The organism is Enterobacter sp. BNK-29, assembly GCF_048684785.1.
GTDB classification, from domain to species: domain Bacteria; phylum Pseudomonadota; class Gammaproteobacteria; order Enterobacterales; family Enterobacteriaceae; genus Enterobacter; species Enterobacter cloacae_M.
This window is the reverse complement of sequence record NZ_JBLQTU010000001.1, coordinates 2631936-2658862: the sequence shown is the minus strand read 5'-3', so window position 1 is coordinate 2658862 and position 26927 is coordinate 2631936. Positions and strand designations below refer to the sequence as shown.

The following is a 26927-nucleotide window of genomic DNA, read 5'->3' as shown; positions in this document are numbered from 1 at the left end:
AATGTGCGACTCCTGAAATCACAACGGAGCGTTACGCACTTTTATCATGCTAACCGGCTATAAGTTCGAATCCATCCGGGCACTGCGCAGTGAAAATGTGATTGCCTGGGAGGTATTGTCTACGGCAAAGCCCCACGTCAATCTTGAAGATTACTTTGGCTCGATGCCCGCGACGCAGCGTAAAGCGCACTTCTTTGCGCAGCTTCGTCACGCCATGTTTTGCAAGGATGGCGACAAGTATTATCTCAATGCGACATCGGATTTACTGCTGGAAACGGACTTCCTCGACAGGCTAAAAGAAGAGACACCCTGCCCGGAGAGACTTGCTATCGAGGTCACCGATCTCCATACGATGGTCCAGCTCGAGGATACGCAAAGCCAGGCGCTGCGGAAATGCATCGCGACGCTCCATCAGTGGGGGATAGAAGTGTGGGCAGACGATGTCTGCGAAGACCTTCTTCCCGATCTTCTGACCAGCCAGATCCGCTTTTGCGGCATCAAAATTGACAAACATACCTTCTGGAACGGGCGGATCGAGCAGGCAAAGTTTCTGCATCTCACCCGCCAGTGCAAGCGCGTCGCCAGCAAGGTGCTGATCGAAGGCATCGAAACCGCGGGTGATTTCGCGCTGGCCCGCGCCAGCGCGGCCGATTACGGCCAGGGCTATCTGTGGGGTAGAAAATGACCCCTTTCATTCCGAATGCTGGTTATCAGGTTATCGTTCTGAGCGGGAATACGTTTTTATGGCTTGGCCTCACTTCGATGATCTCGACGGCCGTTACCCCGCGCCCGGAGATGTATTGGATCCATGACGTTAATCCTGAAGGGCTTTTGCACCTGCAGGAACGGCTGCTTAATACACACGCTGGAGAGAACTGGCTGGTATTTACGGATGCCGCGCGGGTCTGCGACGTTCACGCCTGCCTGCGCAACGAGCGGGTCCGAGTGGTCGCGGACAACCTCTCGTTTGCGCAGCTAAGCCACTGTTTTAGCGACACGACATTCGCCATCGAAAACGCCGCCACGCTCTCGCATCAGGAGAGGCGGGTTTGCATGTTGCTCCATAAAGGATTCAGTCCGGTTCGCATCGCAAAAATCATGAATAAGTCCCCTAAAACGATCTACACCCACAAGCGTAACGCGATGAACAAATTTTGTTGTCACAGCCTGGCGGAATTCCATCGAAAACTCTGCCTGCTGGACGCTCAGTCATTCGCTTTGTAATTGCACTGTTACTCACGTCAGGAAATAAGATCATGAAAATTATTCCCACCCTTGTATGTTGTTCCGTTCTCCTGCTTCCTGCTGCTGCGATCGCCGCAGACAGTACCGCAAGCGCGACGATGCACGTATCACTTGAGGTCGTGAAGTCGTGCACCCTTAAAGCCAACGACCTCAACTTCTCGCGTCACGGCTCCGATGAGTCGAGCGAAATCCAGGCCAAAACGCAGGTCGATATCGTCTGTACCAACGGCACGCCTTTCACCCTCACGGCCACCAGCAACGACGGCGAAAACGGTACCTTCTGGCTGAAGCCGGAAAACGGCGAAACGGGCGCGCAGAAGATTGCGTGGAAACTCTTTGCCGACGAAGGCAAACAGACGCAAATCACCGGCACGAATGGCCTGGACGATACCGGCAACGGTGCGGAACAGGAGGAAACGCTGTATGGCGTGATTGACGCCGGGGCGCTGACAACCGCCCAGGCAGGTACCTACAGCGACGATATCACGTTAAAACTGGAGTACTGATCGTGCGTCGCTACCTTCCCTGCTTCATTCTGTGGCTCATGATGCTGGCGCTGCTGTCGCGCTACGCGCTGGCCGCCACGCTTCAGGTGGCCCCGGTAACGCTCGACCTGCAGAGCAATCAGCGGGCAGCGGCGGTCTATCTCACTAACAGTGGGAAAGCGGCCATCCATGCGCAGATTCGGGTGTACGAATGGACGCAAAAAAACGGTAAAGATGTTCTGGTGGCCACCGGGGAGGTGGTCAGCAGCCCGGCGATGACATCACTGGCGCCGGGCCAGCAGCAGCTGGTGCGTATTATCGTCATGCAGCCTGGCGTCCGTGCACAGGAGCAAAGTTACCGGCTGGTCATTGACGAGCTGCCGGACGCCACGTCCCGTGCCGCCAATCCCAACGCGGTGCACTTCCTGCTGCGCTACTCGATTCCGGTGTTTATTGCCGGGAACCAGGACGCGCCAGCCAGCCACGATGCCCTGAGCTGTGAGCAGGCAGAAATGCCGGCCACCCTCCGCTGCTTTAACGCCGGAAACCGCCACATCCGCCTGAGCCACCTTGAGGCCCTGACGGCCGATGGGCAGGTTGTAGGGTCGATTAAAGGCCTGGCGGGCTATGTGCTCCCGGGACAAACCGCCCTTTTACCGCTTAAGCAGGCTTCACGACACGCGCTCAGCACGCTGCGCGTCTATCTCAATGATGACCACCATGCCAGCCAGATACCCCTGCGCCCGCTCGCTTCTCGCGCTCCTGTTTTGGCTACCGCTCATGCTGTCAGCCCGGGCTGAACCCAACGACACCGTACAATGGCTGGCCATTACCGTGAACCACGCCCCGCGAGGCGAGCTCTGGGCCTGCCGGGTGGTGGATAATGCGCTATGGATAAGCCGCAGCGACATGAAAAAGCTGGGGCTTCACGCCCCGGACGATCGCGCCGGGTGGGTTGAGCTGACGTCCCTGCCGGGCCTGAAGGTCAATGTCGACGTGCTGTCCCAGCAGGTGTCGATTACCGCAGAGGCAGAGGCGTTCGAGGGCCAGCAGCATCTGACCGTCTCAAAGCCCACACCGCTTTACCGTTATCCTGATGCGCAGCCCGTCAGCGCGTATACGCTCGGATACGCGCTCTACGCCAGCGATGCGCAGGGGAAGCGCCAGCTTAACGCCCAGACCATGCTGACCGCGTCCGGAGGGTTACCCGGAACGTTCAGCAGCAGTTTTTCAAGCCATGCCGGGGAGGAAAACAGCGCCGGTCGGCCTACCCACACCCGTCTCGAAACCCGCTGGCAGTGGGATAATACCGACTCGCTGACCACGCTGGCGCTGGGCGACAACATCACCACCGGCACCCGCTGGAGCCGGCAGGTACGCTTTGGCGGTCTGCACTGGGCACGTAATTTTGAGCTCAATCCCCAGCTCAATACCGAACCGCGCAGCCGCTACAGCGACACGGCCGTGCTGCCTTCCACGGTCGATCTGTATATCGACGGCCTTAAGCAGAGCAGCCAGCGCGTCACGCCGGGAGACTTTCTGCTGGATACCCTGCCCTCCTTCACCGGCAGCGGGCAGGCGGAGGTGGTCATTACCGATATCAACGGTCAGCGTCGCGCCGTACAGCTCGATCTCTACGGCGCGCCGGGCATGCTGGCGGAAGGGCTCAGCAGCGGCTCGCTGGACATCGGCTGGATGCGGGAAAACTACGCCCGGCACTCCAACGACTATGCCGCCTCGCCCCTGCTGGACGCGGGCTGGCGCTATGGGGTGAATAATCACCTGACGCTGGCGCTGCATACGGAACAGCAGCGCAGGCTGCGCAACGTTGGCACGGGCGCAGACTGGCTGGTCTCTCCCGCCGTAGGGGTGGTCAGCCAGCACGTTGCCGTGAGCGACAGCCCTTACGGAAAGGGCGTTCAGTGGGGCCTCGGCTGGCAGTGGAACGGGAGAGGAACGGGCATTTCTGCCAGCACCGTCCGTACCGGGGCGGGATTCGCCGACAACGCCCGAATGAGCGGTGCCGCGCCCGTCAGACGCAGCGACAGCGTTTGGGTAAGCCAGTCCGTCCCCCACTTCGGAACCGTGGGCGCGGGCTGGGTACAGCAGAACATTCAGGGCAATACACAGCGTTACCTCAACGCCTCCTGGTCGCTGTCGCTGCCAGCACATATCTCCACCACGCTGAGCTATACCCGCTCGTTTACGGATTCATCGAGTCACGTTCAGCTGCTGCTTTCCGTCCCATTGGGTCGCGAGGACACGCTCTCCGTTCAGGCCAGCCGGGATAAACCGCGCATGGATTACCGCCACCAGCCGGACGATGAGGCCGGCGGCTGGTCCTGGGAGCTGGGCCAGGGCTTTGGCGAACGACGTGAAAGATATGCGGACGTAGGCTATCTGGGCCGGGCGGGCGAATGGCACGTTGGGCTGCAGCAAGGTGCTAACCAGGGCAACCAGTACGCCTCAGCCGAAGGCAGCCTGACGCTGCTGGACGGCAGCCTGCATGCGCTGCGCTATATCCAGCAGGGCATGGCGCTGGTGTCAACGCACGGCATTGGGCACGTACCGGTGATGCTGGAAAACCGCCCGGCCGGTGAAACGGATGAGGACGGTTATCTCCTGCTGACCGACCTGCCGCGTTACCACAACAGCAAAATCAGCATTAACCCGCTCGATCTGCCCGCCGATGTGATCGCTCCCGTCACCGATATGCATGCCAGACCGGGCAACAGCAGCGCGGTAAAAGTCGATTTTAACGTCCATCACGCCGTCACGGTTCAGGCCCGACTGGTCGACAGCCGCCGCAGGCCGCTCCCGCTGGGCAGCGTCGTGTCAACGCCGCAGGGTGCGACCATCGTAGGACGCGACGGCTTTATCTGGCTTGAAGATCCGCCCCTGCCGGGTGAACTGGTGGTGAAGACCGGTGAGGGGGAGTGCCGGGTCACGCTTCCGGCGCCGCGTACTGCGTCATCAATACAGAATATCGGAGAACAACTGTGTCATTAAGAGCGCCGTTATTATTGCTGCTCGTCCTGTCCGTGAAGGCGATGGCGGCAGCCTGCTGGATAACCTCAACGCCCGCCATTAACTTTGGCAACGTCGTGGCGGGCAACACAACCTCCGTCAACACCGAGGTAAAATTTAGCTGCCAGGCCGACAACGAGGGCAGAACGGAATATATCAATGTCTGCCTGAGCAGCGTAGACGCCCCGCCCTTTGAGATGATCTCGCCGGGGGACCAGGAGGGGAAACAGTATACTCTCCTCTTCCGCCTGCTTAATGGCGCAGCACGCTCTCAGGAGCTGGGGCCTGCCAGCAGTGGGAACCTGATTCAGCAGACCCTGGCCGCGGAAAGCAATGCCAACGTCAGCGGTACCTTTCCGCTTATCGCCACCATTCCGGCAGGGCAAAGCCAGCTTCCGGCCTACCACTATTACAACTACAACATGAATCTGCGCATCGCCTGGCACAGCGCCATGCGTCAGGATGCGCTGCAAAACTGCTCGGACGGTTCAGCAGAGGGGGAGCAGGTGCAGGGCGGCACCAACGCGCAGGCCGAAATCAGCCAGGGATGCTACATCGAGCGCGTAACTCCGCTTAACTTCGGCACCCTGACCAGCACCGCTACCCTACGCCCGACGCGATCCACCGCCACCGTCACCACGCGCTGTCCGGCCGGGATCGCGTTCACCCTTGCCATGGGCAAAGGCAACCATGCCAGCGGTAGTCAGCGGCAGCTCTGTAACAGCGAGGGCCAGTGCCTGCGCTACGGGCTCTGGCAGGATGAGGCGGCCACGCAACGCTGGGGGGATCAAAGCAGCGGCGATGCGCTGCAGGTCACCAACCCTGCAGGCGGCACCCAGAACTACACCGTTTTCGGCGAAGTCCCGGCACAGCCGCTAACCGGTACCGGGGAATTTATTGATGACGTGATTATCACGCTGACTTATTAAACCACCCAAAATCCTGTCTGGATCAATGTTATCGGTAACAGTGGCGTTAAAATAGCCAGCAGTGCTGCCCGGAAGGCGTAAGCCTTCTCTTTTTATTCGTTATCTCTGTTTTTATTACAAGAACTTATGAAATACCTGCTTGCTGACGCCATCGTCTATAACGACGAGGACGGTTCTGTTTCTCTTATCAATGCGCCGGATGAAGATGCGCAGCTCCTCACCTGTACGGCGAATACCATCCTGAGGCTGCTGGTTCAGCATCATGGGAACGTGGTCGAACGGGAAACCTTTCTTCAGGAAGTCTGGGATCGGCGAGGGCTCCAGGGGTCTAACAACTCCTTAAACCAGTACATCAGCATTCTGCGCAAGATGCTGGCGACCCTGCTACCTGACGAGCTGTTTATCGTTACCGTACCGAAAACAGGCTTTATGCTCAGCGCAGACGTCACGGTCACCCCGCTTGAGGAGGCCCCACCGACCGCCGAAACGGCGAAACCGGCAAGGCGCATTCGCCCGGAATGGCTGTTCTGCGGCGCGCTCACGCTGGTCGTCGTTGCGCTATGCATCTGGATCGCACTCATCAAGCCAGAAAACTCGCAGCGGGAGATCCATCTGCTGACGCATATCGGCACCTGTCCGGTCTACACCTTTACGCCGCTGGCGGACGTGTTCCATGAGAAGGCGATTGGGCTGGCGCAGACTCTTCAGCAGGACGGCCATCTTCCGTGCCTGAAAAATTCGATTTTCTACATGCACATTCAGAGAACGCTTTTCTACGGCCACGAAGGGCGGCTGGTGCTCTCCCAGTGTTCCCTCACGCGGGGTAAAGCCAGCGCCTGTCGTACGCTTTACTATTACGAGTGGTGATATGAGACACAAAAAAGTTTGGCTAATTCTGATCCTGAACCTGCTGCTGCTGGGCGCCGCGCTGGCCTGGTACTTCCACACGCCCCCGCTCTCGGTAGCCTGCGATGGAAACCTGACCTTCTCCGACCGGCGCGACAGCCACGATTTCACCTTTGACGGCGAGATCATTATGCGTTTTCACCCTGACAAAACGGGGTACATCACGCTAAACGGCAGCGTGGTGAATGCCCCGCGCAGCTGGGAGGTTTCCCGCCAGGAGATGTTTAAATGGCGTCACGTGGAGGGCGAACTGTATGAAATTGTCATTCAAAAAGTGGAGCGTTTTAGCCACGATGCCATGCCGCCCGGGGTCTTTGAAAAGTACGTCGCAGGCCTGACGCTGGGCAATAAAAGGCTCCTGACGATAGAGCGCACGCCGGAAGACGCGCTGGTGATCAGCAATTTTTACTCGCCGGTGCTGATCTGCTCGGAATAATGTCGACGGGTCAGGCTATACTTCCCGCCATGCACATTCATATTCGCCCCACTACCCCTAACGACATTATCGCCCTGCCCGCCATTGAACGCGCGGCGGGCGAGCGCTTTCGTGAAAGCCCGGATCTCGCCTGGCTTGCCGACGGCGAGGTCATTTCCGCTGAGCAGCACCTTGAGTATGTCGAACGTGGGCTAAGCTGGCTGGCGCTGGCTAACGACCAGCCCGTCGGGTTTATCCTTGCCGAGGCCCATCCTTCATCACTGTTTATTGTCGAACTCTCGGTTGATCTGGACTGGCAGGGAAAAGGGATCGGCAGGCAGCTCATCGCCTGCGTGGCAGACCATGCCCGTAAAAGAGGGCTGACAGCGCTGACGTTGACGACGTTCAGAGACGTACCGTGGAACGCGCCGTTCTATGCGCGGCTGGGGTTTGAAAAAATGACGACGCTGACGCCTGAAATGCGTCAGAAAAGGGAAGAAGAGACAGCGCACGGTTTCGCCTTTGAAACGCGCTGCGCCATGCGCCTGCCTCTGTAATATCGCCCGGTGGCGCTGCGCTTACCGGGCCTACAAAACCCTGAACCGTAGGCCGGGTAAGGCGCAGCCGCCACCCGGCACAACGCACCGGGTTAGAACGTTTCCCAGTTATCGCCTGAATCGGCCGTCGCGGTTTTACGCGCCATCATCGGCGTGGAAACCGCTTTAGCCGCAGCGAACTCGCGCGCTTTCATCTGCTCCTGCTGAATGCGGAACACCGCCACGGCCTGAGTCAGACGGCTCGCCTGCTCTTCAAGAGCGGCCGCCGCTGCGGCAGATTCCTCAACCAGCGAGGCGTTCTGCTGGGTCACGCGATCCATCTCAGCGACCGCCAGACCCACCTGGTCGATACCGCGGCTCTGCTCGTCAGACGCAGAGGCGATTTCACCCATGATGTCCGTTACGCGGGTCACCGCGTTCACAATCTCACCCATGGTTTCACCGGCGCTTTCGACAAGCGTTGAACCTACTTCCACGCGGCCCACGGAGTCTTCAATCAGGCTCTTAATCTCGCGAGCCGCCTGGGCGCTGCGCTGGGCCAGGTTACGTACTTCACCTGCCACCACCGCAAAACCACGCCCCTGCTCGCCCGCACGCGCCGCTTCTACCGCCGCGTTCAGTGCCAGAATGTTGGTCTGGAAGGCAATGCCGTCGATCACGCTGATAATGTCGGCAATTTTCTGCGAACTGCCCGCGATATCACGCATGGTCTGCACCACGTTATCCACCACTTTGCCGCCTTTCTGCGCGGTTTCAGAGGCGCTCAGCGCAAGATGGCTCGCCTGACGGGCGTTTTCGGCGTTCTGCTTAACGGTCGCCGTCAGCTGCTCCATGCTGGCAGCGGTCTCTTCCAGGGAAGCGGCCTGCTGTTCAGTACGGGAAGAGAGGTCGTTATTGCCCATCGCAATTTCGCTCGCGCCGCTGTAGATAGCGTTCGCGCCGTTACGCACGTCGCCGACGGTACGCACCAGCTCACCCTGCATATGGCGCAGCGAGTCGGCCAGTTCACCCATCTCGTTTGTGCCCTGAACCTCAATGCGCTTCACCAGGTCACCGCTGGCGATATGGCGAATGTTGTCGATCAGACGATTCAGCGGAGAGATCAGCGTCTGCTTGATGTTGAGCCAGACGGCCACGATCACCACCAGCACGGCAATCAGGACGCTGATCAGCACCCAGATAGCCTGGCTGAAGGAGCTGTTGCTGTCTTCGACCGCCGTCTGGTACAGCTTGTCGTTCTGCTGCAGGTAGCTCACGTACTGCTTCTCAAAACCGTCCTGATAACTCTGGGTCGGCTGGTCGAAGAAGGCGTTGATTTTGCCGGCACCCAGAAGCTGAATCAGCTCCGCCAGCGCGCCGTGGTAAATATCATAGTTACGCTTGATCTCCATGGCATCCGCATCGCTTTGACGCGGATCGCGCGGCAGGGCTTCGTAGGCAGCCCAGTTTTTTTCCGCCTGTTTCAGAGACGTAGACGCGATTTGCATCAAATCGTTAACGGTCGCGCCGCTGCCGATATTGCTCTGATCCATCATGTAGCGGATACCCGCACGGTTCAGGGTATTACGGGTTTGCAGCAACGCTACCCAGCTGGCGTTCAGCGTGGACTGTTGCTGGCGAATGGTTTGCAGGACGGTGAAATTCTCTTTGTCATTCTTAAGGGCATTAAAGAAAAGACCACCGGACGTGAGTTGTAAAAGGCCAAATATCGCTAAAACCAGCATTAAGCTGGTGACAATCTTGATACGGTTTAACATGTTTTCTCTTTCCTCAGACAGATACAGAATTTTCGGCCTGGAAAGGGAAAACTTTACGAAAATCATCCTGGAATTTGTGGTTTTTACTCTTCTTCCCGCGCTGCGTTATGCCGGTTTCCGAGTTCAATAAACTCTTCCAGCAGCGCCGTCAGCTGTTTCATCTTCTCCGGCGTGTATTCCGCCTCGATCTGCTGATACGCCTCTTCGACCTGTGCCTGGGCGTGTTCATACAGCGCATTCCCCTCTTTGGTCAGCGACACGTACAGCTTGCGCTGGTCGTTCACCGGCTTTAAGCGCAGCACCAGGCCGTCGCGCTCCATCCGCGTCAGAATGCCGGTCAGGCTCGGGCGCAGGATGCAGGTGCGAAACGCCAGATCGTGAAAATCCATCGACGGATGTTCAGCCAGCACGCGCACGATGCGCCACTGCTGCTCGGTCAGGTTATGGCGCTTCACGATCGGGCGGAAGTACGACATCGCCGCTTCCCGCGCCTGCAGCAGCGCGATGGTTAATGAATCATGCATAGCCTTTCCCCTTAACATCATTAACAAGTAAACAATCACTAAAAGATGTTTTTATAAACAACACGTTTTCCGTCAAAAAGTCTAACAGAAACCCAATAATTTTATTAACTGTTTGATTTTACTATAAACAAATTACATAATGTAAATTTATTGTTACTCCCATCACAAATCTTTCACTTCTGATTGCGAAATAAACAGCAAAAGCATAAAACCAGATCATTAACATATTAATGAAATCACAACCCGGACCGCCGGGGTGAGGAGTATATGAATGAAAGGTACCGTTTTTGCCGTCGCCCTCAACCATCAAAGCCAGCGTGAAGCCTGGCGTGAGGCCTTTGAAAAAGCGCCCTACAACACGCCGCCGAAAACGGCGGTGTGGTTTATCAAGCCGCATAACACGGTGATTCGCGCGGGCGAGCCGATCCCCTTCCCGCACGGGGAAACGGTATTAAGCGGTGCGACGGTGGCGCTGGTCGTGGGCAAAACCGCCAGCAGGGTGCGTGCGGAGGACGCCGCGGAGTACATCGCGGGATATGCGCTCGCCAACGAGGTGAGCCTGCCGGAAGAGAGCTTCTACCGCCCGGCCATCAAGGCCAAATGCCGGGACGGATTTTGCCCGCTCGGCGAGCTGATCGCCGTTGATAACGTGGATAACCTGACCATCATCACCGAGATCAACGGCCGCGAAGCGGACCACTGGAGCACGGCCGATCTTCAGCGTAACGCCGCCGAACTGCTGAGCGCCCTGAGCGAGTTCGCCACCCTCAATCCCGGCGATGCGATCCTGCTCGGCACCCCGCAAAGCCGCGTTGAGATCCGCCCGGGCGATCGCGTGCGTATTCTGGCGGAAGGCTTTCCGCCGCTGGAAAACCCGGTGGTGGATGAGCGTAGCGTCACTATTGCGCACAGCACGCCGCCGCACGCCACGCTGTTTGCCCTCGGTCTGAACTATGCCGACCACGCCAGCGAGCTGGACTTCAAGCCGCCAACCGAGCCGCTGGTATTTATCAAAGCGCCAAACACCTTCAACGGTGACGGCCAGACGTCGGTGCGCCCGAACAATATCGAATACATGCATTACGAAGCGGAGCTGGTGGTGGTCATCGGTAAAACCGCGCGTAAGGTCAGCGAAGCCGAGGCGATGGACTATGTTGCGGGCTATACGGTCTGCAACGACTACGCCATCCGCGACTACCTGGAAAACTACTACCGCCCGAACCTGCGGGTAAAAAGCCGCGACGGGCTAACGCCCATTTCCCCCCACATCGTGCCGAAAGCGGCGATTCCCGACCCGCACAACCTCGCCCTGCGCACCTTCGTCAACGGCGAGCTGCGCCAGGAAGGCACCACGGCGGATCTGATCTTCAGCATCCCGTACCTGATTGCGTACCTGAGCGATTTTATGACCCTGCAGCCGGGCGACATGATCGCCACCGGCACGCCGAAGGGGCTGTCCGACGTGGTGCCGGGCGATGAGGTGGTAGTGGAAGTGGAGGGCGTGGGACGCCTGGGGAACCGAATTGTCAGCGAGGAGACTGCAAAATGAAAAAGATTAACCACTGGATCAACGGTAAAAACGTTGCCGGAAGCGAGTACTTCCACACCACCAACCCGGCTTCCGGCGAGGTGCTGGCAGAGGTCGCCTCCGGCGGTGAAGCTGAAATTCACCAGGCCGTCGCTGCCGCCAAAGAGGCGTTCCCGAAATGGGCTAACCTGCCGATGAAGGAGCGCGCGCGCCTGATGCGTCGTCTGGGCGACCTGATCGACCAGAACGTGCCCGAGATCGCCGCCATGGAAACCGCCGACACCGGCCTGCCGATCCACCAGACCAAAAACGTGCTCATTCCGCGCGCCTCGCACAACTTCGAGTTCTTCGCCGAGGTGTGCCAGCAGATGAACGGCAAAACCTACCCGGTCGACGACAAGATGCTCAACTACACCCTGGTGCAGCCGGTGGGCGTCTGCGCGCTGGTGTCGCCGTGGAACGTGCCTTTTATGACCGCCACCTGGAAGGTTGCGCCGTGCCTGGCACTCGGAAATACCGCGGTGCTGAAAATGTCTGAACTCTCCCCGCTGACCGCCGACCGTCTGGGCGAGCTGGCGCTGGAGGCTGGCATTCCGGCGGGCGTGCTCAACGTGGTGCAGGGCTACGGCGCGACGGCGGGCGACGCGCTGGTGCGCCATCACGACGTGCGCGCCGTCTCCTTCACCGGCGGCACCGCCACCGGGCGCAACATCATGAAAAACGCCGGGCTGAAGAAATACTCCATGGAGCTGGGCGGCAAATCCCCGGTGCTGATTTTTGAAGACGCCGACATCGAGCGCGCGCTGGACGCCGCCCTGTTCACCATCTTCTCGATCAACGGCGAGCGCTGCACCGCGGGCTCGCGCATCTTCATCCAGCAGAGCATCTACCCGGAATTCGTGAAGCGCTTTGCCGAGCGTGCCAACCGCCTGCGCGTGGGCGATCCGACCGATCCGAATACCCAGATCGGTGCACTCATCAGCCAACAGCACTGGGAGAAGGTTTCCGGCTACATCCGCCTCGGCATTGAAGAAGGCGCAACCCTGCTGGCGGGCGGCCCGGACAAACCGACCGATCTGCCTGCGCACCTGAAGGGCGGCAACTTCCTGCGCCCGACCGTGCTGGCGGACGTCGACAACCGCATGCGCGTGGCGCAGGAGGAGATCTTCGGGCCGGTGGCCTGCCTGCTGCCGTTTAAGGACGAAGCGGAAGGGCTGCGCCTGGCGAACGACGTGGAGTACGGCCTGGCGTCATACATCTGGACCCAGGACGTCAGCAAGGTGCTGCGCCTGGCGCGCAATATCGAAGCGGGGATGGTGTTCGTCAACACCCAGAACGTGCGCGACCTGCGCCAGCCGTTTGGCGGCGTGAAGGCCTCCGGCACCGGCCGCGAGGGCGGCGAGTACAGCTTCGAGGTGTTCGCGGAGATGAAGAACGTCTGCATCTCCATGGGCGACCATCCGATTCCAAAGTGGGGGATCTGACCATGGGTAAATTAGCGTTAGCGGCAAAAATCACTCACGTTCCGTCGATGTACCTCTCCGAGCTGCCGGGGAAAAACCACGGCTGCCGCCAGTCGGCCATCGACGGGCATAAAGAAATCAGCAAGCGCTGCCGCGAGCTGGGCGTGGACACCATCATCGTGTTCGACACCCACTGGCTGGTGAACAGCGCGTACCACATCAACTGTGCGGACCATTTTGCGGGCGTCTACACCAGCAACGAGCTGCCGCACTTTATCCGCGACATGACCTACGACTACGACGGCAACCCGGAACTCGGCCAGCTGATCGCCGACGAGGCGGTGAAGCTCGGCGTGCGCGCCAAAGCGCACAACATCCCGAGCCTCAAGCTGGAGTACGGCACGCTGGTGCCGATGCGCTACATGAATGCGGATAAACACTTCAAAGTAGTCTCCATCTCGGCGTTCTGCACGGTTCACGACTTCGCCGACAGCCGCAGGCTGGGAGAGGCCATCGTCAGCGCCATCGAAAAATACGACGGCACCGTGGCGGTGCTCGCCAGCGGCTCGCTGTCGCACCGCTTTATCGACGACCAGCGCGCGGAGGAAGGGATGAACAGCTACACCCGCGAGTTTGACCGTCAGATGGACGAGCGCGTGGTGAAGCTGTGGCGCGAGGGGCAGTTCAAAGAGTTTTGCAGCATGCTGCCGGAGTACGCCGACTACTGCTACGGCGAGGGCAACATGCACGACACGGTGATGCTGCTGGGGATGCTCGGCTGGGACCAGTACGACGGCAAGGTGGAGTTCCTCACCGAGCTGTTCGCCAGCTCCGGTACCGGCCAGGTTAACGCCGTTTTCCCGCTGCCCGCGTAAGGAGCCACCATGCCGCACTTTATTGCTGAATGTACCGACAACATCCGCGAGCAGGCCGACCTGCCGGGGCTGTTCGCCAAAGTCAACGAGGCGCTCGCCGCCACGGGCATCTTCCCCATCGGCGGCATCCGCAGCCGCGCCCACTGGCTGGACACCTGGCAGATGGCCGACGGCAGGCACGATTACGCCTTTGTGCATATGACGCTGAAGATTGGTTCCGGGCGTAGCCTGGAGAGCCGGGAAGCCGTCGGGGAGATGCTGTTTGCGCTGATCAAGGCACATTTCGCGGAGCTGATGGCCGACCGCTATCTGGCGCTGTCGTTCGAGCTCGACGAGCTGCACCCGACGCTCAATTACAAACAAAACAACGTGCACGCGTTGTTTAAGTAATACCGTCCCCTCTCCCTTTGGGAGAGGGTTAGGGTGAGGGGAAATCTCTGCGGCCCGATGCCCTCACCCGTCCCTCTCCCACGGGGAGAGGGAGAAAAAAACATAAAACAGGATATCGCCATGCTCGACAAACACACCCATACCCTGATCGCCCACCGCCTGCATCAGGCGGAACAAACCCGGGAGCAGATCCGCGCGATCTCGCTGGACTACCCGGAGATCACCATTGAAGACGCCTACGCCGTTCAGCGCGAATGGGTCAGCCTGAAAATCGCCGAAGGCCGCGTGCTGAAGGGCCACAAGATCGGCCTCACCTCCAAAGCGATGCAGGCAAGCTCGCAGATTAGCGAGCCGGACTATGGCGCGCTGCTGGACGACATGTTCTTCCACGACGGCAGCGACATTCCCGTCGATCGCTTCATCGTCCCGCGCATCGAAGTGGAGCTGGCCTTCGTGCTGGCGAAACCGCTGCGCGGCCCGAACTGCACCATCTTCGACGTCTACAACGCTACGGACTACGTCATCCCCGCGCTGGAGCTGATCGACGCCCGCTGTCACAACGTTGATCCGGAAACCCAGCGCCCGCGCAAGGTGTTCGACACCATCTCCGATAACGCCGCCAACGCGGGGGTGATCCTCGGCGGCCGCCCGATTAAGCCCGACGAACTGGATCTGCGCTGGATCTCCGCCCTGCTCTACCGCAACGGCGTGATCGAAGAGACCGGCGTTGCCGCAGGCGTGCTTAACCACCCGGCGAACGGCGTGGCGTGGCTGGCGAACAAGCTGGCGCCGTACGACGTGCAGCTTGAGCCGGGGCAAATCATCCTCGGCGGCTCGTTTACCCGCCCGGTGCCCGCCAGCAGAGGCGACACCTTCCACGTCGACTACGGCAACATGGGCTCCATCAGCTGCCGCTTTGTTTAGGAGAGGACCATGCAAAACGCATTCAAAACGGCGCTGGAGGCGGGCCGCCCGCAAATCGGGTTATGGCTGGGGCTGACCAGCAGCTACAGCGCCGAGCTGCTGGCGGGGGCAGGCTTCGACTGGCTGCTGATCGACGGCGAGCACGCGCCGAACAGCGTGCAGACCGTGTTAACCCAATTACAGGCCATCGCGCCCTATCCCAGCCAGCCGGTAGTGCGCCCGTCGTGGAACGACCCGGTGCAGATCAAGCAGCTGCTGGACGTGGGCGCACAAACCCTGCTGGTGCCGATGGTGCAAAACGCCGACGAAGCGCGGCTGGCGGTACGTGCCACCCGCTACCCGCCCGCGGGCATTCGCGGCGTCGGAAGCGCCCTGGCGCGCGCCTCGCGCTGGAACCGCATCCCGGATTACCTGCAGCAGGCCAATGACGCCATGTGCGTGCTGGTGCAGATTGAAACCCTCGAGGCGCTGAAAAACCTGCCGCAGATCCTGGACGTGGAAGGCGTCGACGGCGTGTTTATCGGCCCGGCGGATCTGAGCGCCGACATGGGCTTTGCCGGCAATCCGCAGCACCCGGAGGTGCAGGCCGCCATCGAGCAGGCGATCGCGCAGATCCTCAGCGCGGGCAAAGCGCCCGGCATCCTGATGGCGAACGAGCCGCTGGCGAAACGCTACCTCGAGCTTGGCGCGCGGTTTGTCGCCGTCGGCGTCGACACCACCCTGCTCGCCCGCAGCGCCGAAGCGCTGGCGGCACGCTTTATCGAACAACCGGTTACGTCAGTTAATAACAATAAATCCGTCTACTAAACGTAAGATCTGGAGCGCACCATGACGACCTCTACCCTGCAAACCCATGATAATAAAGCTGTTGAACATCGCGCCATTAACAAGCTGTTCCGACGCCTGATCGTCTTTCTCTTTATCCTGTTTGTCTTTTCGTTTCTCGATCGCATCAACATCGGCTTTGCCGGGCTGACGATGGGCAAAGATCTGGGCCTTACGTCGACCATGTTTGGCCTGGCCGCGACGCTGTTTTACGTCACCTACGTGCTGTGCGGGATCCCGAGCAACATCATGCTGGCGAAAATCGGCGCGCGCCGCTGGATCGCCGGGATCATGGTGGTGTGGGGCATCGCCTCCACCTGCACCATGTTCGCCACCAGCCCTGAAACGCTCTACGTCCTGCGCATGCTGGTGGGCATTGCCGAAGCGGGCTTCCTGCCGGGAATTTTGGTCTACCTCACCTGGTGGTTCCCGGCCTATCACCGCGCCCGCGCCAACGCGTTGTTTATGATCGCCATGCCGGTGACCATGATGCTCGGCTCGATCCTCTCCGGCTACATTCTGGCGATGGACGGGCTGTGGAACCTGAAGGGCTGGCAGTGGCTGTTCCTGCTGGAGGGGCTGCCGTCGGTGGTGCTCGGCGTGGTGACCTGGTTTTACCTCAACGACACGCCGGATCAGGCCACCTGGCTGGACGACGACGAAAAGCAGGCGCTGAAAACGATGATCGCCCGCGAGCAGGAGGTCGCCATTGCCCAATCCGTCACGCCGCGCTCGACGCTGCGCGAAGTGCTGACCCCGGCGGTGCTGCTCTACACGCTGGCCTACTTCTGCCTGACCAACACGCTCAGCGCCATCAACATCTGGACGCCGCAGATCCTGCAAAGCTTCAACACGGGAAGCAGCAATATCGTCATCGGCCTGCTGGCGGCGATCCCGCAGTTTTGCACCATCCTCGGGATGATCTGGTGGAGCCGACGCTCCGACAGGCTGAAAGAGCGAAAAAAGCACACCATCCTGCCGTACCTGTTCGCCGCGGCGGGATGGATGCTGGCCTCGGCCACCGATCACAGCCTGATCCAGCTGCTTGGCATCATTATGGCCTCAACCGGATCCTTTACCGCCATGGCCATATTCTGGACCACGCCGGATCGGGTGATTAGCCTGCAGTCCCGCGCGGTGGCGCTGGCGGTGATCAACGCCATCGGCAACGTCGGATCCGCCGTTAGCCCGCTGCTGATCGGCATTCTGCGTGATGCAACCGGCAGCTTCAGCTCCGGGCTGTGGTTCGTGGCCGGGCTGCTGGTGGTCGGCGCGCTGGTGTTGACGCGCATCCCGATGACGCAGCGCGAAAGCCTTGAGCGCGAGCCGGGCGTCGCGGCGCAGAAGATCCACTAGGGAGCCGCCATGTGCCAGAGCCCCATTACCAACATCGACATCAGCAAGGAGTACGACGAAAGTCTGGGCACCGACGACGTGCACTACCAGTCGTTCGCGCGCATGGCGGCCTTTTTTGGCCGCGACATGCAGGCGCACCGTCACGACCAGTATTTTCAGATGCACTTTCTCGATACCGGGCAGATTGAGCTCCAGCTCGACGATCACCGCTACTCGGTGCAGGCCCCGCTGTTCGTCCTCACGCCGCCGTCGGTGCCGCACGCGTTTATCACCGAATCCGACAGCGACGGACACGTGCTGACGGTGCGCGAGGATCTCATCTGGCCGCTGCTGGAAGTGCTCTACCCCGGCACGCGTGAAGCGTTTGGCCTGCCGGGGATCTGCCTCTCGCTGGCCGACAGGCCGGACGAGCTGGCGGCGCTGAAGCACTACTGGCAGCTCATTGCCCGGGAATCCACGGAACAGCTGCCGGGGCGCGAACATACTCTGGTCCTGCTGGCGCAGGCGGTGTTTACCCTGCTGCTGCGCAACGCGAAGCTCGACGACCACGCTTCGGGCGGCATGCGCGGCGAGCTGAAGCTGTTCCAGCGCTTTACCCAGCTAATAGATGCCCACTACCACCAGCACTGGACGGTGCCGGAATACGCCAGCGAGCTGCACCTGACCGAATCCCGCCTGACCGATATCTGCCGCCGCTTCGCCAACCGCCCGCCGAAGCGGCTGATCTTCGACCGCCAGCTGCGGGAGGCCAGACGCTTGCTGCTCTTCTCCGACAGCGCGGTCAGCGACATTGCCTGGCAGCTGGGGTTTAAGGATCCGGCCTATTTTGCCCGGTTTTTTAACCGCTTAGTGGGGTGCTCGCCGAGCGCGTATCGGGCGCAGAAAGTACCGGTATCGCCTGTTCCCCTCACCCCGGCCCTCTCCCAAAGGGAGAGGGAGTAACCGTCCCCTCTCCCTTTGGGAGAGGGTTAGGGTGAGGGAAATCACACTCTGCGATCTCTCGCGAAAAGTACCCGCCGTTGTCCCAATCGTCCCTTCACGTTACGCCCCTCTCAGGCTTCAATTAAACAACAAAAGCAAAACATAAATTTAACAACCCTATTCCGATACGAGGTCCCTATGAAGCCTGAAGATTTCCGCGCTGATGCCAAACGTCCGTTAACCGGCGAAGAGTATTTAAAGAGCCTGCAGGACGGCCGCGAGATTTACATCTACGGCGAGCGCGTCAAAGACGTCACCACCCATCCGGCATTTCGCAACGCGGCGGCCTCCATCGCGCAGATGTACGACGCGCTGCACAAGCCGGAGATGCAGGACACGCTTTGCTGGGGCACCGACACCGGCAGCGGCGGCTATACCCACAAGTTCTTCCGCGTGGCGAAAAGCGCCGACGACCTGCGCCAGCAGCGCGACGCCATCGCCGAGTGGTCGCGCCTGAGCTACGGCTGGATGGGCCGCACGCCGGACTACAAAGCCGCGTTCGGCTGCGCGCTCGGCGCCAACCCGGCCTTCTACGGCCAGTTCGAACAGAACGCCCGCAGCTGGTACACGCGCATTCAGGAAACCGGCCTGTACTTCAACCACGCCATCGTTAACCCGCCGATCGACCGCCACAAGCCGGCGGACGAGGTGAAAGACGTCTACATCAAGCTGGAGAAAGAGACCGACGCCGGGATTATCGTCAGCGGCGCGAAGGTGGTGGCAACCAACTCGGCGCTGACCCACTACAACATGATCGGCTTCGGCTCCGCGCAGGTGATGGGCGAAAACCCGGACTTCGCGCTGATGTTCGTCGCGCCGATGGATGCCGAAGGCGTGAAGCTGATCTCCCGCGCCTCTTACGAGATGGTGGCTGGCGCAACCGGATCCCCTTACGACTACCCGCTCTCCAGCCGCTTCGACGAGAACGACGCGATCCTGGTGATGGATCACGTGCTGATCCCGTGGGAAAACGTGCTGATCTACCGCGATTTCGACCGCTGCCGTCGCTGGACGATGGAGGGCGGCTTTGCGCGAATGTACCCGCTGCAGGCATGCGTGCGTCTGGCGGTGAAGCTCGACTTCATCACCGCCCTGCTGAAGAAATCCCTGGAGTGCACCGGTACCCTGGAGTTCCGCGGCGTGCAGGCGGATCTCGGCGAAGTGGTGGCCTGGCGCAACATGTTCTGGGCGCTGAGCGACTCCATGTGCTCCGAAGCCACCCCGTGGGTCAACGGTGCTTATCTGCCGGATCACGCCGCGCTGCAAACCTACCGCGTGATGGCCCCGATGGCCTACGCCAAGATCAAGAACATCATCGAGCGTAACGTGACGTCCGGTCTGATCTACCTCCCGTCCAGCGCCCGGGATCTGAACAACCCGCAGATCGACCAGTATCTGGCGAAATACGTGCGCGGCTCCAACGGTATGGATCACGTCGAACGCATCAAGATTTTGAAGCTGATGTGGGACGCCATCGGCAGCGAGTTTGGCGGTCGTCACGAGCTGTACGAAATCAACTACTCCGGCAGCCAGGATGAGATCCGCCTGCAGTGTCTGCGCCAGGCGCAAAGCTCCGGCAACATGGACAAGATGATGGCGATGGTCGACCGCTGCATGTCCGAGTACGACCAGCACGGCTGGACGGTGCCGCACCTGCACAACAACAGCGATATCAACATGCTCGACAAGCTGCTGAAATAGCGCAGCGGGAGGTTGCAATGCATTCAGATGAACAACGCCTGCGTTTTCGCGACGCAATGAGCAGCCTGTCGGCTGCGGTTAATGTGGTCACCACCGAGGGCGAGGCGGGCCGCTGCGGCATTACCGCCACCGCCGTCTGTTCGGTCACGGACACCCCGCCGTCGGTTATGGTGTGCATCAACGCCAACAGCGCCATGAACCCGGTATTTCAGGGCAACGGCAGGCTGTGCGTTAACGTACTGAACCACGAGCAGGAGATCATGGCTCGCCATTTCGCCGGGATGACCGGTATGACGATGGAGGAGCGCTTTGCCCTCTCCTGCTGGCATAAAGGGCCGCTGGCGCAGCCGGTGCTCAAGGGCGCGCTGGCCAGCCTTGAAGGCGAGATTAGCCAGGTGCAAACCATCGGCACACATCTTGTCTACCTTGTTGAAGTTAAGAACATCATTCTGAGTGACGCGGGACACGGCCTGATCTACTTCAAGCGCCGTTTCCACCCGGTCATGCTGGAGGCGGAAGCCGCCGTGTGATCCCCCTTCGCGCTGGCCTTTTTCTTCGGCCAGCGCCGCTTTCTACAAAAACTCCTAAGGTTTCCGCTAAATCACGCCGTTATATAACCATAAGAGAAATTTTCTGTGACTGAATACTGACACCCTTTGTCAGTGCATCCGCATCATTCAGCGCATACCTAAATATACAGGATGACCTTATGGCTAAAACGACGCGGAGCCGCTCGGCTGAACGTCTGGTCGATATTCTGGTTGAGCTACATTTAAACGGTGTGGTAAACCGCAGTGCGCTAATGGAAAAATTTAAAATTACCGAGCGTACCGTCTACCGGGATTTAAATGCCCTATCTCCTATTGTTGAACATACCGGTAACGGGCTATATCGACTGATCCATTCTGCGCAATCGCCCGGCGGACAAGGCTTACATCACACCCTTGCTAACTTCCTGAATGCTGACAGCTTTTTCCCTGAAAGAAATACGGAATTCTGGCAGAAGCTCGAAACGCGCGTTGACGAAAACCATATTCTTATTCTTGGCAATGAGGCAGAACACACGGTAGAACGTGATATTCGCCGTCATTTAACGAAAATCGAGAAATCGATTAAAAACCATAATGTTTGTCAGATCGTTTATAAGGGGAAAACCCGTCTGATTAATCCCTACAAACTCATTAACAAAAAAAATATATGGTATTTACAAGCCACCGAAAATAGCCGCCTGAAATCCTTCTCATTGAGCCAGATTAGCTGGTTTGATATTCAGAAAACGACCTTTACGCCCGAAGAAAATGTCCTTGAGCTGCTGGAGAAAAGCCTCGATCCCTGGGTGTCAGAAAATACTTTCGCAGTGAAAATATTTATCAAAGATAATATTTCACATTACTTCCTGCGCCGCGATCTTCTGCCGGAACAGGAGGTACTTGAGGAGCAACAGGGCGGCGTCACGCTGCGCTGCCAGGCGGCGCACGAAAACCAGATCCTGCCGCTGCTGTTCTACTGGCTGCCCCACATTCAGATTCTGGAACCGAACTGGCTGAAGGAAAAACTGATTAGAACGCTGGAGAACTATCTGGCGGTAGAACGTAACCCGAATAATCAAGTGATCTCAATCACATAATTTCGCCCCCTGGCGGCGAGCCGGAACCGCTCGTCGCCCCCTTTGACCGCTCACCCGGCACTTTCAACCACTCATTCATTTACCGTCCTTTACACGCGCGAGGATCTGGCACGATCGCTCCAGCATTAATCAATACCTCCTCACAACGAACCCTGACCCTTTTTTCTTTACATAAAAAACCAGGTCTTACTATGGATACTAAAAAACTACTGAAGCACGTGCCCTGGGCCTTACTCGGGATCCTCGGCGCTTTCTGTCTGGCGGTTGTCGCATTACGCCGGGGCGAACACGTAAGCGCCCTGTGGATCGTGGTCGCGTCGGTTTCCGTCTATCTTGTTGCTTATCGCTACTACAGCTTGTACATCGCGCAGAAGGTCATGAAGCTCGACCCGACGCGCGCCACCCCGGCGGTCATTAACAATGACGGCCTGAACTACGTGCCAACCAACCGCTACGTGCTGTTTGGTCACCACTTTGCCGCTATCGCTGGCGCAGGCCCGCTGGTGGGCCCGGTGCTGGCCGCGCAGATGGGCTACCTGCCGGGTACCCTGTGGCTGCTCGCCGGCGTAGTGCTGGCGGGTGCGGTGCAGGACTTTATGGTGCTGTTTATCTCTTCTCGCCGTAACGGCGCCTCTCTGGGTGAGATGGTCAAAGAAGAGATGGGCCGCGTGCCGGGGACGATCGCCCTGTTCGGCTGCTTCCTGATTATGATCATCATCCTCGCGGTGCTGGCCCTGATCGTGGTGAAAGCGCTGGCCGAAAGCCCGTGGGGTGTCTTCACCGTCTGCTCAACCGTGCCGATTGCGCTGTTCATGGGTATCTACATGCGCTTCCTGCGTCCGGGACGCGTGGGCGAAGTGTCGGTGATTGGCATCGTGCTGCTGGTGGCCTCCATCTACTTCGGCGGCGTGATTGCGCACGACCCGTACTGGGGCCCGGCGCTGACCTTCAAGGACACCACCATTACCTTCGCGCTGATTGGCTATGCGTTTATCTCCGCGCTGCTGCCGGTCTGGCTGATTCTGGCCCCGCGTGACTACCTCGCGACCTTCCTCAAAATCGGCGTTATCGTCGGTCTGGCGATCGGTATCCTGGTGATTAACCCGGATCTGAAAATGCCGGCAGTGACCCAGTACATCGACGGCACCGGCCCGCTGTGGAAAGGCGCCCTGTTCCCGTTCCTGTTCATCACCATCGCCTGCGGTGCGGTCTCCGGCTTCCACGCCCTGATTGCGTCCGGTACCACGCCTAAGCTGCTGGCGAACGAGAAAGATGCGCGTCTGATCGGCTACGGCGCAATGCTGATGGAGTCCTTCGTGGCGATCATGGCGCTGGTTGCAGCCTCCATTATCGAACCGGGTCTCTACTTCGCGATGAATACCCCGCCTGCGGGCCTCGGCATCACCATGCCAAACCTGCACGAAATGGGCGGTGACAACGCGGCGCTGATTATGGCGCAGCTGAAGGACGCGAGCGCACACGCGGCGGCGACCGTCAGCTCCTGGGGCTTCGTGATTTCGCCTGAGCAGATTATGCAAACCGCGAAGGACATCGGCGAACCGTCCGTGCTGAACCGCGCAGGCGGTGCACCAACGCTGGCCGTCGGTATCGCACACGTGTTCCACAAGGTGCTGCCGTGGGCGGACATGGGCTTCTGGTACCACTTCGGTATTTTGTTCGAAGCGCTGTTCATCCTGACCGCCCTGGACGCCGGTACCCGTGCGGGCCGCTTCATGCTGCAGGACCTGCTCGGTAACTTCGTGCCGTTCCTGAAGAAAACCGACTCTCTGGTAGCGGGCATTCTGGGTACTGCGGGCTGCGTCGGACTGTGGGGCTACCTGCTGTATCAGGGCGTTGTCGACCCGCTCGGCGGCGTGAAGAGCCTGTGGCCGCTGTTCGGTATCTCTAACCAGATGCTCGCAGCCGTTGCTCTGGTGCTGGGTACCGTGGTCCTCGTGAAGATGAAGCGCACCAAATACATCTGGGTAACGGTTGTTCCTGCGCTGTGGCTGCTGCTCTGCACTACCTGGGCGCTTGGCCTGAAGCTGTTCAGCGCCAACCCGCAGCTGGAAGGCTTCTTCTTCATGGCTAACCAGTACAAAGAGAAGATTGCCGCAGGCGGCGCGGACCTGACCGCGCAGCAGATTGCCAACATGAACCATATCGTAGTGAACAACTACACCAACGCGGGTCTGAGCATTCTGTTCCTGGTGGTGGTGTACAGCATCATCTTCTACGGCATCAAAACCTGGCTGAACGTGCGCAACGCCGACGGCCGTACGGATAAAGAAACCCCGTACGTGCCGGTGCCGGAAGGCGGCGTGAAGACCTCTTCACACCATTAATCCGCAATCCTCCCCCTCTCCCTTTGGGAGAGGGCTGGGGTGAGGGAAACATAAGCCCAGCGGACTCACATCGCCGGGCTTTTTCTGTCTGGAACCCACAATGTTTGGTAACTTAGGCGAAGCAAAAAAATACCTCGGTCAGGCGGCGAAAATGCTGATTGGCATTCCGGACTATGACAACTACGTTGAGCACATGAAGACCAACCATCCGGATAAGCCGTACATGACCTACACCGAATTCTTCCGCGAGCGTCAGGAAGCGCGCTACGGCGGAAGTGGAGAAGGCGGCGTCCGCTGCTGCTAAAGGAGAGACCATGACCCCGATTGCCGTTACCCTGCTGACCGGTTTTCTCGGCGCCGGTAAAACCACCCTGCTGCGCCACATCCTGAACGAACAGCACGGCTTCAAAATCGCCGTCATCGAAAACGAATTCGGTGAGGTCTCCGTTGACGATCAATTGATCGGCGATCGCGCCACCCAGATCAAAACCCTGACCAACGGCTGCATCTGCTGCACCCGCTCCAACGAATTAGAAGACGCCCTGCTGGACCTGCTCGACAGCCGCGATCGCGGCGAGATCGACTTTGACCGCCTGGTGATCGAGTGCACCGGCATGGCCGACCCCGGCCCGATTATTCAGACCTTTTTCTCTCACGAGATCCTCTGCCAGCGCTACCTGCTGGACGGCGTGATTGCCCTGGTCGACGCGGTTCACGCCGACGAGCAGATGAACCAGTTCACCATCGCCCAGTCTCAGGTGGGCTACGCCGACCGCATCCTGCTGACCAAAACCGACGTGGCGGGCGAAAGCGAAAAACTGCGCGAGCGCCTGACGCGTATTAACTCCCGCGCGCCGGTTTACACGGTGACGCACGGCGACATCGATCTGTCTCAGCTGTTCAACACCAACGGCTTTATGCTGGAAGAGAACGTCACCGCAAAACCGCGCTTCCACTTTATGGGAGATAAGCAAAACGATGTGGCGTCGATTGTGGTCGAGCTGGACTACCCGGTGGACATCAGCGAGGTTTCGCGGGTGATGGAAAACCTGCTGCTGTCGTTTGCCGACAAGCTGCTGCGCTACAAAGGGATGCTGTGGATTGACGGCGAGCCGAACCGCCTGCTGTTCCAGGGCGTGCAGCGCCTGTACAGCGCCGACTGGGACAGACCCTGGGGCGAGGAAGTACCGCACAGCGTGATGGTGTTTATAGGCATACAGCTGCCTGAAGAAGAAATACGGGCGGCGTTTGCGGGGCTGAAGAAATAACAGCCATGCATCCCCTCTGCCCAGTAATTTATTAACCTGAAGCGATGAACGTTGCTTCAGGTTAATTAATGACTTACAGCGACGCCCTGGTCCGGCTGTAAATCGCCGAAGCGTTTCCGTAAGGCCGGGGCGAGGCGCAGGGATGCACCGAGAGGGCGTGGCCTGCAGGGATGCAGGCTCATGCCCGACCCGATAGCCTGAAGGAATAAGCTGAGGGCACCGCGAAGCGGCGATTTACCGCCGGGAGCCCGGGTCGCCAGGGTGGTGGCGATTGAGCCACCCTGGCACGTTCACCGGTCATGCCGTTACAGAGTAGCAAGGAACATGAAGTAAACGGAATGACCACCACAGCCGTATGTTCCCCCTCACCCCAGCCCTCTCCCTCAAGGGAGAGGGGGCGTCTGTGCAGGCATTATTTTGTGGGGATACTTATTTCACCGCTTCCGGCAGCGTCACAATCCACAGCTCGCTGTCCGACTCCGGCTTTTTCAGCGGCTTCACGCTGAGCGTGGTTTCCACCGGTTTATCATCCAGCGTCAGCTTGCCTTCCGCGTTCACCCGATAATCCTTGAGCTTCTTGCCCTCGACCGGGTTTTGCATCGCCACCTTTACGCCAAAGTCGTTATCGTTCGCCACCGCAAGCGTTTTGCTGTCGATCAGCGCCAGCCCTTCGGCCTTCTCCTGCTGCCAGCCCAGTGCGCGGAGATCGACGACCTGCGTTTTAGCCGCAAGGGTAATGCCGCGCTGCGCCAGGGTTTTCTCATCATCAAACTCCGGGTACTCGCCCGGCTTGTCGAAGGCGGTCAGGTCGCTCGCCTTGCTGAGATCCACCTTGTAAACCAGGTTACGCATGCCGTCGTTTTTATCGCTTCCCTGCTCAATCAGCAGGATGTGCTGGTCATCGAGCGCCACGATGTCGCCGATTTTGGCGTCGCTGTTTTTGCTGTAGGCCGCGCTGTCGATAGGGTAACCGTACATCGCCGTTTTCCCGGTTGCCGGGTCGAAGCTCACCAGACGCGTAAACAGCGCCTGCTTTTTGCTCTTACCATCGATATCCAGCGTGCTTTGCACAGCGGCGATAATACGCCCGTCCGGCATCCGGGTCAGGCCTTCAAAGCCCCGGTTCGCCTGGCGCCATTTGATAATGTTTGGCAGGCCGCCCGCGATGGATTTCTCCCCTTCCGCGGCCTGCGGCCCGTGGATCGCCAGGATCTTCCCTTTACTGTCGACGTTAATCAGGAACGGACCATATTCGTCGCACAGCCAGTAGCCGCCTTTCCCGTCCGGCGTGATGCCTTCCGTGTCCAGCCCGCGGTTGTCACCCTTCAGGATCTTGAGGGTATCGCTGAACGCCACTTCATTGGTGGAGCCAATCACGCCGCTTTGCAGCGGCAGACCGTTGATCTCGCCTTTATCATCATGCAGCGGGCGGGCATCGACAGCCTCCGCTTTGCCGTTCTGAACGCGGATGGTCATCAGCAGCGGCGCAAAATCTGGCGTGACAAATATTTTGGCTTCGTTTTTACCCATTTTTGGCGCATCGGCGTTTGGACCGCGATCGGTCACGGTCGCAAAGGTCAGGGCGTCGCCCTGCTTGCCCGTAAACAGCAGGCCGGAGCCAATGCCCACGGGCAGTCCGTTCGGAAACGCGCTGGCAAACGCGCCGCTGTAGCTCACGTGGGAGCCTTCAGGGAAGCTGACGACATAGCGCTCAGCAGTGGGCTGCGCCGCCAGGCCAGAGAAAGAGAGCGCACAGCCGATTAGTACAGGAATAATTTTTCTTTTCATATTGTTAGCAT

26 protein-coding genes are annotated in these 26927 nt (G+C 59.4%); 23 read left to right on the top strand and 3 right to left on the bottom strand.

Annotation, left to right across the window (positions count from 1 at the left end; genetic code table 11):
- The first annotated feature begins 46 nt into the window (after window positions 1-46).
- The 9 genes from ACMGGX_RS12720 to ACMGGX_RS12680 all read left to right on the top strand — a co-directional run bounded on the left by ACMGGX_RS12720 (window position 47) and on the right by ACMGGX_RS12680 (window position 7564).
- Window positions 47-685 carry an EAL domain-containing protein gene (locus tag ACMGGX_RS12720; RefSeq protein WP_029741337.1) on the top strand — a complete coding sequence of 213 codons (639 nt, stop codon included), beginning with the start codon at window positions 47-49 and terminating at the stop codon, window positions 683-685.
- On the top strand, window positions 682-1224 hold the full coding sequence (locus tag ACMGGX_RS12715; RefSeq protein ID WP_047173292.1) for a helix-turn-helix transcriptional regulator: 543 nt from the start codon (window positions 682-684) through the stop codon (window positions 1222-1224). Before ACMGGX_RS12720 ends, ACMGGX_RS12715 begins: the two co-directional genes overlap by 4 nt.
- 32 nt (window positions 1225-1256) lie before the next feature.
- Entirely contained in the window at window positions 1257-1751 is a 495-nt protein-coding gene (locus ACMGGX_RS12710; RefSeq protein WP_029741339.1) for a spore coat U domain-containing protein, read from the top strand.
- A 2-nt stretch (window positions 1752-1753) separates the two neighbouring features.
- Complete coding sequence (locus tag ACMGGX_RS12705) at window positions 1754-2530, top strand: molecular chaperone (RefSeq protein WP_063439859.1); 777 nt, start codon at window positions 1754-1756, stop codon at window positions 2528-2530.
- Complete coding sequence (locus ACMGGX_RS12700; protein ID WP_420298454.1) at window positions 2451-4739, top strand: fimbria/pilus outer membrane usher protein; 2289 nt, start codon at window positions 2451-2453, stop codon at window positions 4737-4739. The genes ACMGGX_RS12705 and ACMGGX_RS12700 overlap by 80 nt, the downstream gene beginning before the upstream one ends.
- On the top strand, window positions 4730-5686 hold the full coding sequence (locus ACMGGX_RS12695) for a spore coat protein U domain-containing protein (RefSeq protein WP_194400857.1): 957 nt from the start codon (window positions 4730-4732) through the stop codon (window positions 5684-5686). Before ACMGGX_RS12700 ends, ACMGGX_RS12695 begins: the two co-directional genes overlap by 10 nt.
- Window positions 5687-5812: 126 nt before the next feature.
- Window positions 5813-6553: a winged helix-turn-helix domain-containing protein gene (locus ACMGGX_RS12690; protein WP_420298453.1), complete on the top strand. Its 741-nt coding sequence runs from the start codon at window positions 5813-5815 to the stop codon at window positions 6551-6553.
- A gap of 1 nt (window position 6554) precedes the next feature.
- Entirely contained in the window at window positions 6555-7028 is a 474-nt protein-coding gene (locus tag ACMGGX_RS12685) for a hypothetical protein (RefSeq protein ID WP_023334399.1), read from the top strand.
- 29 nt (window positions 7029-7057) lie between these two features.
- Window positions 7058-7564, top strand: a complete 507-nt coding sequence (locus ACMGGX_RS12680; protein WP_420298759.1) for a GNAT family N-acetyltransferase — start codon at window positions 7058-7060, stop codon at window positions 7562-7564.
- A gap of 92 nt (window positions 7565-7656) precedes the next feature.
- Here ACMGGX_RS12680 and tsr read toward each other — a convergent pair whose 3' ends face one another.
- Entirely contained in the window at window positions 7657-9321 is a 1665-nt protein-coding gene (tsr, locus tag ACMGGX_RS12675; RefSeq protein ID WP_420298452.1) for a methyl-accepting chemotaxis protein, read from the bottom strand.
- Between the two features lie 83 nt (window positions 9322-9404).
- Entirely contained in the window at window positions 9405-9845 is a 441-nt protein-coding gene (gene hpaR, locus ACMGGX_RS12670) for a homoprotocatechuate degradation operon regulator HpaR (RefSeq protein ID WP_023334396.1), read from the bottom strand.
- 271 nt (window positions 9846-10116) lie between these two features.
- Between hpaR and hpaG the strand changes: the two genes are divergently transcribed.
- The 14 genes from hpaG to yjiA all read left to right on the top strand — a co-directional run bounded on the left by hpaG (window position 10117) and on the right by yjiA (window position 25128).
- Entirely contained in the window at window positions 10117-11394 is a 1278-nt protein-coding gene (gene hpaG / locus ACMGGX_RS12665; protein ID WP_420298451.1) for a 4-hydroxyphenylacetate degradation bifunctional isomerase/decarboxylase, read from the top strand.
- Window positions 11391-12857 carry a 5-carboxymethyl-2-hydroxymuconate semialdehyde dehydrogenase gene (gene hpaE, locus ACMGGX_RS12660; protein WP_045400869.1) on the top strand — a complete coding sequence of 489 codons (1467 nt, stop codon included), beginning with the start codon at window positions 11391-11393 and terminating at the stop codon, window positions 12855-12857. Before hpaG ends, hpaE begins: the two co-directional genes overlap by 4 nt.
- A gap of 2 nt (window positions 12858-12859) precedes the next feature.
- Window positions 12860-13711, top strand: a complete 852-nt coding sequence (gene hpaD, locus ACMGGX_RS12655) for a 3,4-dihydroxyphenylacetate 2,3-dioxygenase (RefSeq protein ID WP_045355043.1) — start codon at window positions 12860-12862, stop codon at window positions 13709-13711.
- 9 nt (window positions 13712-13720) lie between these two features.
- Window positions 13721-14101 carry a 5-carboxymethyl-2-hydroxymuconate Delta-isomerase gene (locus ACMGGX_RS12650; RefSeq protein WP_143347564.1) on the top strand — a complete coding sequence of 127 codons (381 nt, stop codon included), beginning with the start codon at window positions 13721-13723 and terminating at the stop codon, window positions 14099-14101.
- Between the two features lie 120 nt (window positions 14102-14221).
- Complete coding sequence (gene hpaH / locus ACMGGX_RS12645; protein WP_045355040.1) at window positions 14222-15025, top strand: 2-oxo-hept-4-ene-1,7-dioate hydratase; 804 nt, start codon at window positions 14222-14224, stop codon at window positions 15023-15025.
- A gap of 9 nt (window positions 15026-15034) precedes the next feature.
- Entirely contained in the window at window positions 15035-15832 is a 798-nt protein-coding gene (gene hpaI, locus ACMGGX_RS12640) for a 4-hydroxy-2-oxoheptanedioate aldolase (RefSeq protein ID WP_420298450.1), read from the top strand.
- Between the two features lie 21 nt (window positions 15833-15853).
- Window positions 15854-17206, top strand: a complete 1353-nt coding sequence (gene hpaX / locus ACMGGX_RS12635) for a 4-hydroxyphenylacetate permease (RefSeq protein ID WP_181594331.1) — start codon at window positions 15854-15856, stop codon at window positions 17204-17206.
- 9 nt (window positions 17207-17215) lie between these two features.
- The gene (hpaA, locus tag ACMGGX_RS12630; protein ID WP_063439871.1) at window positions 17216-18148 is read left to right on the top strand and encodes a 4-hydroxyphenylacetate catabolism regulatory protein HpaA; all 933 of its coding nucleotides are present in this window, start codon (window positions 17216-17218) and stop codon (window positions 18146-18148) included.
- Between the two features lie 177 nt (window positions 18149-18325).
- Window positions 18326-19888: a 4-hydroxyphenylacetate 3-monooxygenase, oxygenase component gene (gene hpaB, locus ACMGGX_RS12625; protein WP_063439872.1), complete on the top strand. Its 1563-nt coding sequence runs from the start codon at window positions 18326-18328 to the stop codon at window positions 19886-19888.
- Window positions 19889-19905: 17 nt separating this feature from the next.
- A complete protein-coding gene (locus ACMGGX_RS12620; RefSeq protein ID WP_420298449.1) occupies window positions 19906-20418 on the top strand; it encodes a 4-hydroxyphenylacetate 3-monooxygenase reductase subunit in 513 nt (170 codons plus the stop codon).
- Between the two features lie 179 nt (window positions 20419-20597).
- Entirely contained in the window at window positions 20598-21515 is a 918-nt protein-coding gene (locus ACMGGX_RS12615) for a helix-turn-helix transcriptional regulator (RefSeq protein ID WP_420298448.1), read from the top strand.
- 191 nt (window positions 21516-21706) lie between these two features.
- Entirely contained in the window at window positions 21707-23860 is a 2154-nt protein-coding gene (locus tag ACMGGX_RS12610; RefSeq protein WP_023334384.1) for a carbon starvation CstA family protein, read from the top strand.
- 100 nt (window positions 23861-23960) lie between these two features.
- Complete coding sequence (locus ACMGGX_RS12605; RefSeq protein WP_003856610.1) at window positions 23961-24164, top strand: YbdD/YjiX family protein; 204 nt, start codon at window positions 23961-23963, stop codon at window positions 24162-24164.
- A 10-nt stretch (window positions 24165-24174) separates the two neighbouring features.
- A complete protein-coding gene (yjiA, locus tag ACMGGX_RS12600; RefSeq protein WP_348561982.1) occupies window positions 24175-25128 on the top strand; it encodes a GTPase in 954 nt (317 codons plus the stop codon).
- Between the two features lie 429 nt (window positions 25129-25557).
- Here yjiA and ACMGGX_RS12595 read toward each other — a convergent pair whose 3' ends face one another.
- Entirely contained in the window at window positions 25558-26916 is a 1359-nt protein-coding gene (locus ACMGGX_RS12595) for an esterase-like activity of phytase family protein (protein ID WP_420298447.1), read from the bottom strand.
- Window positions 26917-26927 lie beyond the last annotated feature (11 nt).

Coding starts and splice junctions, on each gene's coding strand:
- ACMGGX_RS12720 (WP_029741337.1), top strand. CDS start 47: ATGCTAACCGGCTATAAGTTCGAATCCATCCGGGCACTGCGCAGTGAA.
- ACMGGX_RS12715 (WP_047173292.1), top strand. CDS start 682: ATGACCCCTTTCATTCCGAATGCTGGTTATCAGGTTATCGTTCTGAGC.
- ACMGGX_RS12710 (WP_029741339.1), top strand. CDS start 1,257: ATGAAAATTATTCCCACCCTTGTATGTTGTTCCGTTCTCCTGCTTCCT.
- ACMGGX_RS12700 (WP_420298454.1), top strand. CDS start 2,451: ATGCCAGCCAGATACCCCTGCGCCCGCTCGCTTCTCGCGCTCCTGTTT.
- ACMGGX_RS12690 (WP_420298453.1), top strand. CDS start 5,813: ATGAAATACCTGCTTGCTGACGCCATCGTCTATAACGACGAGGACGGT.
- ACMGGX_RS12685 (WP_023334399.1), top strand. CDS start 6,555: ATGAGACACAAAAAAGTTTGGCTAATTCTGATCCTGAACCTGCTGCTG.
- ACMGGX_RS12680 (WP_420298759.1), top strand. CDS start 7,058: ATGCACATTCATATTCGCCCCACTACCCCTAACGACATTATCGCCCTG.
- tsr (WP_420298452.1), bottom strand. CDS start 9,321: ATGTTAAACCGTATCAAGATTGTCACCAGCTTAATGCTGGTTTTAGCG.
- hpaR (WP_023334396.1), bottom strand. CDS start 9,845: ATGCATGATTCATTAACCATCGCGCTGCTGCAGGCGCGGGAAGCGGCG.
- hpaG (WP_420298451.1), top strand. CDS start 10,117: ATGAAAGGTACCGTTTTTGCCGTCGCCCTCAACCATCAAAGCCAGCGT.
- hpaE (WP_045400869.1), top strand. CDS start 11,391: ATGAAAAAGATTAACCACTGGATCAACGGTAAAAACGTTGCCGGAAGC.
- hpaD (WP_045355043.1), top strand. CDS start 12,860: ATGGGTAAATTAGCGTTAGCGGCAAAAATCACTCACGTTCCGTCGATG.
- ACMGGX_RS12650 (WP_143347564.1), top strand. CDS start 13,721: ATGCCGCACTTTATTGCTGAATGTACCGACAACATCCGCGAGCAGGCC.
- hpaH (WP_045355040.1), top strand. CDS start 14,222: ATGCTCGACAAACACACCCATACCCTGATCGCCCACCGCCTGCATCAG.
- hpaI (WP_420298450.1), top strand. CDS start 15,035: ATGCAAAACGCATTCAAAACGGCGCTGGAGGCGGGCCGCCCGCAAATC.
- hpaX (WP_181594331.1), top strand. CDS start 15,854: ATGACGACCTCTACCCTGCAAACCCATGATAATAAAGCTGTTGAACAT.
- hpaA (WP_063439871.1), top strand. CDS start 17,216: ATGTGCCAGAGCCCCATTACCAACATCGACATCAGCAAGGAGTACGAC.
- hpaB (WP_063439872.1), top strand. CDS start 18,326: ATGAAGCCTGAAGATTTCCGCGCTGATGCCAAACGTCCGTTAACCGGC.
- ACMGGX_RS12620 (WP_420298449.1), top strand. CDS start 19,906: ATGCATTCAGATGAACAACGCCTGCGTTTTCGCGACGCAATGAGCAGC.
- ACMGGX_RS12615 (WP_420298448.1), top strand. CDS start 20,598: ATGGCTAAAACGACGCGGAGCCGCTCGGCTGAACGTCTGGTCGATATT.
- ACMGGX_RS12610 (WP_023334384.1), top strand. CDS start 21,707: ATGGATACTAAAAAACTACTGAAGCACGTGCCCTGGGCCTTACTCGGG.
- ACMGGX_RS12605 (WP_003856610.1), top strand. CDS start 23,961: ATGTTTGGTAACTTAGGCGAAGCAAAAAAATACCTCGGTCAGGCGGCG.
- yjiA (WP_348561982.1), top strand. CDS start 24,175: ATGACCCCGATTGCCGTTACCCTGCTGACCGGTTTTCTCGGCGCCGGT.
- ACMGGX_RS12595 (WP_420298447.1), bottom strand. CDS start 26,916: ATGAAAAGAAAAATTATTCCTGTACTAATCGGCTGTGCGCTCTCTTTC.